8 protein-coding genes and 1 pseudogene are annotated in these 8,706 nt (G+C 65.3%); 1 reads left to right on the top strand and 8 read right to left on the bottom strand.

The features are described from left to right. A pseudogene (locus BM419_RS30755) lies at nucleotides 1-686 on the bottom strand (IS5 family transposase); the annotation flags it as partial. 464 nt (nucleotides 687-1,150) lie between these two features. On the opposite strand from BM419_RS30755, the gene BM419_RS30750 reads away from it, so the two are divergent. Beyond that, nucleotides 1,151-1,615, top strand: coding sequence for a Ros/MucR family transcriptional regulator (locus BM419_RS30750; protein WP_091928678.1), 465 nt, complete (start codon nucleotides 1,151-1,153; stop codon nucleotides 1,613-1,615). 226 nt (nucleotides 1,616-1,841) lie between these two features. On the opposite strand, the gene BM419_RS30745 is transcribed toward BM419_RS30750, so the two are convergent. The 7 genes from BM419_RS30745 to BM419_RS30715 all read right to left on the bottom strand — a co-directional run. Beyond that, complete coding sequence (locus BM419_RS30745; protein WP_139257175.1) at nucleotides 1,842-2,810, bottom strand: HlyD family secretion protein; 969 nt, start codon at nucleotides 2,808-2,810, stop codon at nucleotides 1,842-1,844. Then, the gene (locus BM419_RS30740) at nucleotides 2,811-3,017 is read right to left on the bottom strand and encodes a DUF1656 domain-containing protein (protein WP_091928676.1); all 207 of its coding nucleotides are present in this window, start codon (nucleotides 3,015-3,017) and stop codon (nucleotides 2,811-2,813) included. It abuts the gene before it with no gap. A 2-nt stretch (nucleotides 3,018-3,019) separates the two neighbouring features. Further along, complete coding sequence (locus BM419_RS30735) at nucleotides 3,020-4,069, bottom strand: FUSC family protein (protein WP_175556426.1); 1,050 nt, start codon at nucleotides 4,067-4,069, stop codon at nucleotides 3,020-3,022. 1,362 nt (nucleotides 4,070-5,431) lie between these two features. Next, a complete protein-coding gene (locus BM419_RS30730) occupies nucleotides 5,432-6,526 on the bottom strand; it encodes an alkene reductase (RefSeq protein ID WP_091928674.1) in 1,095 nt (364 codons plus the stop codon). Between the two features lie 341 nt (nucleotides 6,527-6,867). Continuing rightward, nucleotides 6,868-7,353 carry a Dps family protein gene (locus BM419_RS30725; RefSeq protein WP_210188187.1) on the bottom strand — a complete coding sequence of 162 codons (486 nt, stop codon included), beginning with the start codon at nucleotides 7,351-7,353 and terminating at the stop codon, nucleotides 6,868-6,870. Between the two features lie 474 nt (nucleotides 7,354-7,827). After that, nucleotides 7,828-8,199: a chromate transporter gene (locus BM419_RS30720; RefSeq protein ID WP_280141982.1), complete on the bottom strand. Its 372-nt coding sequence runs from the start codon at nucleotides 8,197-8,199 to the stop codon at nucleotides 7,828-7,830. A 33-nt stretch (nucleotides 8,200-8,232) separates the two neighbouring features. Further along, the coding region (locus BM419_RS30715; protein ID WP_139257174.1) for an integrase core domain-containing protein at nucleotides 8,233-8,706 on the bottom strand (474 nt) is incomplete at its 5' end.

Below are 8,706 nucleotides of genomic sequence, written 5' to 3'. Positions count from 1 at the left end.
AATCGAGCTGGCGGGGCTGATCCTTGCGGGTGGGGATCACCGGCTCGACCCGGCGTTGTCGGAGGCGACGACGGGCCGGCGGACTGGAGTAGCCCCGGTCGCCTGCCATCCGCCGGGGACGTAGGCGCGGGCGGCCTCGCCCTGGACGTGGCACCGCGCCCTTGTCCATGAGAGCATCCAACGCAAACTGCTCGTGCCGCTCGCCCGCCGTCAGCACCGCCGTGATCGGCTTATCCCCGCCCTCGGCACGCAGATGCAGCTTGGTCGAGAAGCCGCCCTGGCTGCGCCCGAGCGCTTCGCCCACGCCTTCGACGGTCGCCTCACCCCCCGATGGCGCCGGACCGGCGCGCCCCGGCGGCGTGCTGGTGGGCACGCACCACCGTGGCGTCCACGAAGTGTAGGTCCCAGTCGAGGTCGCCGCGCGCGTCCGCCTGCGCCTGCAGCCGCCGCAGCACCCGGTCGAACACGCCGGCCTTGCGCCACCGGTAGAACCGGCTCGACACCGTTCCCACAGCACCGTAGCGTGCCGGTAGATCCTCCCAGGGTGCGCCCGTGCGCAGGATCCAGAGCATGCCGTTGAGGACTTGCCGGTGATCCTCCGCAGGCCGGCCCGTGCGCGGCTTCTGCGGAGGCAGCAGCGGGGCGATCTGCTCCCACTGCGCGTCGGTCAGTTCAAAGCGTCGCATCAAGCCCACATGGGCCTGACCTCCCAGCCTGTGAACCCCTTTGCAGAGACGCCCTAGGCCATTGGATGGCCGCCGCGCTCCCGCCGTCGACAAAGCGCATCGACGCATCATGTGATCGCCGTTTGGATGGTCTTCACTAATAACTGTGCATGGCACTGTAACGAGGCTCTGGATGGCCGCACGCCGATCAGGAGGCCGCCACTTCCAAAGGGATTGTTCTTGCTGGCCGCTCGACCCGAGCCTTCGGCCTGTCATTCTCTAAACCCTGATATTCCATTACGGCATATCAGCTTGGGTAATTTGCCTATCTCGTCGTCCTATGTCGCTCCAAGAGGGGCGTTGCTTCGGGAATATAAACTTATTGCTTCGATAGAGCGGAGCACCCGCATTGCGAGTTTTTAATTTGTGGAATTGTATTGGAGGGCACATCTCGAATTTGAGGGTGCGCATCAGGAACATGCAGCGTGTCAAAACAAACCACTGAGCTTTGCTCCAACTTCACCGACTTGGCAGCCCAGATCGTCGTCGCCTATGTCGCGAACAACTCCGTCCCCGTGTCCGAACTCCCGAAACTTATCCGAAGCGTGCACGGCGCGGTCGCCAGCTTAGCCTCGATCGCGCCTTATTCCGCCCCCGCCCCTGAAGAGGGGTCCGAAAGACCGACGGCGGCTCAAATTCGCAAGTCTGTTCGGACGGACGACATCCTGAGCTTTATCGACGGCAAGCCATACAAGACCCTGAAGCGGCATCTGACAGCCCATGGCCTAGACCCGCGCTCGTACCGCGAGCGATACGGACTGCCCGCGGGTTACCCAATGGTCGCCCCGAGCTATGCCGAACGGCGATCCGCGCTTGCCAGGGCGATCGGCCTCGGTCGTCCTGGGGCGATGGCCGAGAACGCATCGCGGGAGCGTCGCGAGGTCGCCTGATCGAGCGCGGCGACGACCTCCCAAATCCACAATCGGCATGCTCCACGGCCGAATAGTCGTCGGAGCATGCCAGCGCATAAACGGCCGCGAACCGATATCGCCGACCCTCGCGCCTCCCGCGCGCGCCAGGACGCTAAGGCGTCCGAAAGGAGGCGCGCGGCGGATGGCTCATCAGGCTCTCCCTGGGGTGTGCGCCTCTCGTTCGGTTCAAGCGGGACTGACTTGACTATCGACGGGCCGCGCCGGACCGGCCGCGAACATGGATCGTCGCGGTCATGCCGGCCGCCAAGTGCACGTCGTTGGGCAGTTGCTTGAATTGGATGCGCACGGGGATCCGTTGCGCGAGGCGCACCCACGTGAACACCGGGTTGACGGAAGGGAGGCCGGCCACGCCTGGCGCCGAGTTGGGATCCATGATTCCCCGTCCGAGACTCTCCACGCGGCCCTCAATCGGGCGATCCGGATAGCCCATCAGCCAAATGTCGGTTGGATCCGAGACTTGGATCCTACGGAGCTGGGTTTCCTCGAAGTACCCCGTCACCCAGAAGCTTTCGGAATCGATCAGGGTCATCACCGACTGACCGATGTTCGCGTAGGTGCCGGTCTGGAGGAGGAGGTTCGTGACATAGCCAGTGACTGGGGAGCGAACCTCGGTCCGTTCCAGGTTCAGCTTTGCGTTTGCAAGATCCGCCACGGTGGCGTCGTACGCACCCTGCGCGGCCTGGGCGTTGCTCTCATAAGACTGGCGCACCTCGGCGCTGACCGCGAGATCGCTGAGTTGGTTGCGCCGATCCGCCTCCGCGCGCATGTTCGTGAGCTGCGCATGTGCCCGCTCGAGGGCGGCCTGGGCGCGTTGCACTGCGATCCGATAGTCGCGGTCGTCGATCCTGAAGAGAACTTCGCCTTTTTGAACCGCTTGATTGTCGGTCACCGAGACGGCCGTCACCATGCCGGACACCTCCGAGGCGACCTGGGCGGTATACACGCGCACGCTGCCATCGCGTGTCCACGGGGTATCGAAATAGTACCTCCAGGCGAGCCAGGCCAGGAGGATCGATCCGCCGACGACCGTCATCACCGCGAACAGGTTGAACGCGGAGGGCAGGACGGACACCGGCGGAGACGTCTTGGTGCTCGAAGGCGGACGCGCGGTGCGCTCGTCAACCGCGTAAGGATCGTTCTTCAGAAAAGCCACTTATAGACGCCCGAGAAGCAGGACAAAGCTGGAGAGGGTCGTGACGAAGAGGGCGAGTTCCAGAATTGGCGATCGCGTCATCGACATGCTCGGCAACACCCGCTTGAGGGCGGCGCCAATGATCATCGTGCAGATCGTGGCGATGAGCAGTCCCAGGGCGAAGGGCGCGATGAAGACCCCGAGCACGTCGATCTCGCGGAGGGGCATGCCTAGCTCCCCCGCCAGATGCGCTCGGGAAGGATGATGCGGAAGGCGGCCGCCGCGAAGGCGATGCCGGCAAAGACGGCGACGCTTTCGTTCAGCGAGGCCGCCAGGTCGTATTGCATCGGGTTCGTCGGCGCGACCGCGATGAGGAATGACAGGTTGTAGCCGAGCGCCGGCGGGGTGGTGCGAGGTTCCGTCATGCCGACCGCCCCCATGAAGAACAAGGGGAACAGCGTGAGCGCGAGGAGCTCGAACGAGGCCGCCGAGGCGAGGAGTTCGTATCTCACTGCTATGCCCGCGAACTGCCCGAGGCCCGCCCCCCAAAGATAGCCCCGCGCCCGGCGATCCCCGTCCGGGATCGTGACGAAGATGATCGACACCACGCCCGCGAACAGGACGAAGACGCCGCCCGAAGGCCAGGCGGTCGCCATCCATATGGCCCAGGTGCTTCCGACTACCAGGAAGGTGCGGAGGGTGTTCGCCCAGACCGAGGCAAGTTCCGGCAGCGGCGCGCTCGTGCCGATGGGCGGAGCGGACTTGCCCTGCACGATCTCCGCGATCGCGCTCGCCACGTAGACGCATCCGACGCCGATGACGATCTCAGCCCCGCGTTCGAGGGCGGTGTCGAAGGCCGTCAGCGGGGCCGGCGCGCTCAGGAGCACGACGAAGCCCGCGGTCAGGCCGGCGAGCGCGGCTCCATAGGAGGCAAATCCCGGAAGCCTGCCGCTCACGTAGGTGCTGAGCGCGAACCAGGACGAGAGATACATCCCCATGGCTATGGGGCTTTGCGAGAAGAGCGCCATTCCCGCGAGGCCCGCGACGAGCCCGACCAGCGTTCCGGCGACGCGGGAAAGCCCCTTGCGGCCGACCTGGCCGCGCGTGGGGAGCGCGAGCGCGAGGACGGTCCAGGCCGCCCATCGCGGGGTTTCGAGCTGCAGCCACATCGCGAGCCAAAGTACGGCCAAAGCGGTGAGGGCGGAGCGGAGGCCGAAGGGCACGCTCGTGCCGTGCAGGCCGAGGAAGCCGCCCATTTTTCCGGACATCGTGAAAGTCATGACGGCACCGCTCGAACGCGCCCCCGAGATCAAGCTGCGGCCGCACGATTCGCCCGCTGCCGGCATGCACACATGCGGAGGGCGGCGATGACGCGCATCGGAGAACTGCCGGGTCCGCCACCTCGACCGTGGCGTCTACCGGACCTGGCGACGACCGTTCCGAGCGAGGACAGAGCGATCGCTCGCCGCCGATCGTGGCAGCCAGGCTCCGGACGCACGGTCGCCATCGACGGCCGCGCTCGGACACGTGGCGCGACTTTGGCTGCGGCGACGTATCGGGGCAGCCAAAGTCGCGCCTTCGGACGTTCCGGGCACCCTGAAACGCGCCCTTCTCGCATTTCGATAGCCAGCGGCGGCATCATGCTGATCCATCAATGGATTTCGATCAGGAAGGGATAGGTCCGGCCTCCGGCGGATGCGGCAGGACCGGACCATCCGGGGCGATGCCTCGGATGGTCACCGAGGTTGGGAGGGTAGACCAGCGCCAGGCCGGACTATTGGATGGCACGCTCATTTCTGGGACGTTTGGCTCACGACGGGCTTCACGCCGCGGGATACGTCCGGCCACGACCTCCGCATCCCTTGGGCGGACCAGGAAGGCACTTGATCCGCCGCCCGATGATGTTTCCGACGGATGGATCAAGCTTTCGCGGAGCACATCGGATACCGTGACCGCGCGCGCTGGCGTCGAGGCATCAGCACTCCCTTTTCGACGTCGAACCCATCGTGTCAATTCGGAGCCGACGATCGCGATCGGGCACGGTCGAAGGAGAGGTTGTGAGCGATGGCGAGCGTCAGACAGCTTCTTTGGTTCGCCACCCTCTGGATGTTAGGCTTAGCAAGTCTAGCAGCGTTCGCGTTCGCGTTCCGGGCGATCGTTCGTCTCATATGATATGTCGAGACCGCCTTCATTGTGCTATGAAATGACGGCGCCCTGCCAGTGTTATCATCGTACGGCGTAGATATATAGCTTACTGAATGCTTTGGCTTGGCGGGCCTGCGTTGCGGAGGATTTTGGCGGAGGCGCATTGGTCGCGAACCATCCTGACGCTAGCCCGGACTCGCGTGGATCATCTTGCCGGCGCGGAAGGCGTCGCGGTCGCGCGGCCTGGACGGCCCCCGCCGAAATCGTTCGGCCAGCCCACCATCGCATCCCGGGCCTTTCCGGGGTGCGCTCGGGGAGCCTCGCCTCTCCAGGACCTCGCGAGCATCGCGCGGCGCGCCCTCCGGCCTCGATGCGCCTTCGCCTCCGCCTCGGCAGCTCGATCGCCCGACCCGGTGCGTCGATCACCGAGGTCGAGGGAGGGGTGTCCGGGGATGCCGAGCCACCTCCGTGGCATCGAACCTCCCGATGCCAAACTCTCAGCGAGAGGCGAAGGTCGGCCAGTCGGTATAGCCTCGCGAGCCACCGCCGTAGAAGAACTCCTTGGCCGCTTCCGGTGCGAGTGGCTGATCTTGGCGAAGCCGCTCCGCAAGGTCCGGATTGGAGATGAATGGCCGGCCGAAGGCGACCATGTCCGCCCGGCCCGAGCGGATGGCGTCGACGGCGATCTCGCGCGTGAACCCGTTGTTCGCGATGTAGGCTCCCCCAAAACTGCGCCGGAGGGCCTGGAAGTCGAAGGACTCGGGCATGTTGGCGCCCCGGGTCTGGCCCTCGATGCAGTGGAGGTACGCGAGCTTGAGCGTGCCGAGCCGCTCCGCGAGGAAGCCGTATGTTTTCTGCGGCTCGCTGTCGAACGGCGTGACGCCGACGGAGTGCGTGACGGGAGACAGGCGGATGCCGACACGGTCCGCGCCGATCGCCCCGGCGACCGCCTCGCAGACCTCGAAAGGCAGGCGCGTGCGGTTCTCGATGGCCCCCCCGTATCGATCGGTCCGATGGTTCGTCGAGTCGCGGATGAACTGTTCGAGGAGGTAGCAGTTGGCCGCGTGGATCTCGACGCCGTCGAAGCCAGCGGTCCGGGCATTCCTCGCCGCGCGGACGTAGTCCGCGATGATCCCGTCGATCTCGCCCGTCTCCAATTCGCGCGGCTTGGACGGCGGCTCGAAGCCATGTTCGGTGAAGACCATGTCCCCGGCCTCGATGGCCGAGGGGGCGACCGGCGCTGCTCCGTTCTCCTGCAGGGAGACGTGGGAGAAGCGGCCCACATGCCACAGCTGAAGGACCATCTTGCCGCCGCGCGCATGGACGGCCTTCGCCACCGGCTTCCAGGCCTCAACCTGCGCGTCAGTATAGATGCCGGGCGTGAAGGCGTATCCCCGGCCTTGTCGCGAGATGTTCGTTGCCTCCGAGATTATCAGCCCGGCGGATGCGCGCTTGCCGTAATATTCGACCGCCAGCGGCGTCTGGATGCCATCCATGTCGCCGCGCGCGCGGGTGAGCGGGGCCATGGCGACGCGGTTCGCGACCTCGATCGCACCCAGACGGCCAGGATTGAACAGGGCTTCAGTGGTCATGTTACGCCTCCAGTATTGAGCTGATAGTGTCGATTCAATTCCGCGATCACTCTTGATGGGGATCCGACTTATCGATCGCGCCTCTCGGTACATCTCCACCTGATTTCGAGTGCGGACGCCGTAATTTGGCGCGATCGATCGGCGCGTGCGGCGGCCCGCCAGCACGCAAGCGCTTGGGTCGCGGGCATGACCCGGAGCGCGACGTGAACCGCTTCGGGAAGGCGGCTGCGGGACGTCACCGGTGATCGTCTCCTAGACAGCCTCGCGACCGCCGTCCCGCCGGCGGCGGAAGCGTCCGGTCGCCAGCCGGATCAAAGATTTCGGCAGATCTCGTAGAGGAATCACACCCGGCGCTCGCTCTCGTCGATCCAGTTCTCCAGCAGGCTCGCCGTCGCTACGTCCCCGATCTCGTCGCAGAGTTGGTGGATCACCCGCATCGACTTGACCAGTTGACGGTTGTCCTCACGCAATTCAGCCAGCATGTCCTTCGGGGCGACGAAATCGGCGTCGTTGTCGAGCACGCGCTGCAGGCGAGCGACTTGCCCGATCGACCGCACCGAGGTGCCACCGATCTTGCGCGTCCTCTCCGCGATGTCGTCGACCATCCCGAAGAGCTGCTCGGATTGCTCGTCGAGAAGGAGATGATAATCCCGGAAAGTCGGGCCAGACATGTGCCAATGGAAATTCTTGGTCTTTAGATATATTGCGAACACATCCGCCAGGAGGACGCGCAATTCCGCAGACAGATTGTTGATGTCGGCCGATGAAAGATCGCTCGGCGTCATCAGAGGAGCCGAGCGGATGCTCCTCGCGATTTCGGACTTCATCGACATCTCCTGATTTCGTAGGTGTTCGGCGCGGCACAAAGCATCGATGGAGTGCCGGCCGCCGCGCCTGGATCCTTTCCGCCCGATCAAGACAGGCGGATCGCGGCAATCGGGATTAGTGGAGCGGCGGTGTTCCAAACTTCGAGCACGTATCTTGTTTGACGATTCGTAAGCTGGCCCTCAACTATACGGAGGTTTACCCGGTCGAGCGGACTCGCCCCCAGTCGACACGCTCAGGCTCGATCCGGGCGGGTTCCCCCGCGGATCGGCCTGTCCTCCGAGGGGCTCACGGACCGGCAGCCCACCGGGCGCGGTCGCAGACTGCGTGGATGCGCGTGGTTCCTCGTCGCCGGCCTGGGAAGCGTCAGATGCCGAGGCGAGGCGCTCCGTGCCCGACGGGCAAGGCGCCCCCCGACGCGCCGGCACGCACCCGCTCTTGCCCCAGCCCGATGAATGCGTCACCGGGCGACGCGGTCAGATCACACCGGCCCAGCCCAGGAAGCCCGTCGCGACCAGGACGGGCACCGGGTTGAGCCGCGTACGCCAGAACACGAGCGTACACAGGGCGGTCACGAGGTAGCCGCGGTACGACAGGGCGGCGTGCTCGGCCACGATCCAGCCGCTCGCGAGAATCAGCCCGATGGAGATCGGTCCGAGCGCGCGCTCCAGGGCGACATGCCATTGGCTGCCCGAGGAGGCCTGCCAGAATCGCGCGACGCCGATCATCAGGAGGCCGGCCGGCAGCATCATCGCGACCTGCGCGACTACGGCGCCGGCGAGCCCGGCGACCTTGTAGCCGATCATCGCGACGATCAGGTTGCTCGGTCCCGGCGCGGCTTGCGAGATGATCGGCCCCCACGAGGTGGTCCAAGGTCAAAGTTAGTGCAGTGTCGGTCGCTGGACCACGGCGAGCTTGGCCGGTGCAGCCGGCCAAGCGGCTATAGCTGGCACGAACACCTCTGGCGCGGGCGGCCGGTAGCCCAATGCGCCATGCGGCCGAACCGTATTGTAGTGCCGTCGCCAGCCCTCGATCATGATCTGCGCCTCCTTGAGCGTGTAAAAAATCTCGCCATTCAGCAGCTCGTTGCGTATCTGTGCGTTGAAGCTCTCGACATATCCGTTCTCCCACGGCGAGCCAGGGCTGATGTAGGCCGTCCTTACGCCAACGGCCGCAATCCAGGACTGGACCGACTTGGCGATGAACTCCGGACCATTGTCTGACCGAATGTGCGCCGGCACGCCGCGTAGGATGAACAGGTCGGACAGCACATCGATCACGTCGACCGCCTTGAGCTTGCGATCCACCCGGATCGCCAAGCATTCGCGGGTGAACTCGTCGAGGACGTTGAGCAT

The organism is Methylobacterium sp. yr668 (assembly GCF_900116245.1).
Taxonomy (GTDB): Bacteria; Pseudomonadota; Alphaproteobacteria; order Rhizobiales; family Beijerinckiaceae; genus Methylobacterium.
Note: the sequence above shows the minus strand (reverse complement) of the source record. Positions and strands in the feature narration are given on the sequence as shown.

Bases quoted from the DNA above. Each gene is read 5' to 3' on its own strand.
- BM419_RS30730 (WP_091928674.1), bottom strand. From the start codon at position 6,526: ATGACCACTGAAGCCCTGTTCAATCCTGGCCGTCTGGGTGCGATCGAG.
- BM419_RS30735 (WP_175556426.1), bottom strand. From the start codon at position 4,069: ATGACTTTCACGATGTCCGGAAAAATGGGCGGCTTCCTCGGCCTGCAC.
- BM419_RS30740 (WP_091928676.1), bottom strand. From the start codon at position 3,017: ATGCCCCTCCGCGAGATCGACGTGCTCGGGGTCTTCATCGCGCCCTTC.
- BM419_RS30725 (WP_210188187.1), bottom strand. From the start codon at position 7,353: ATGAAGTCCGAAATCGCGAGGAGCATCCGCTCGGCTCCTCTGATGACG.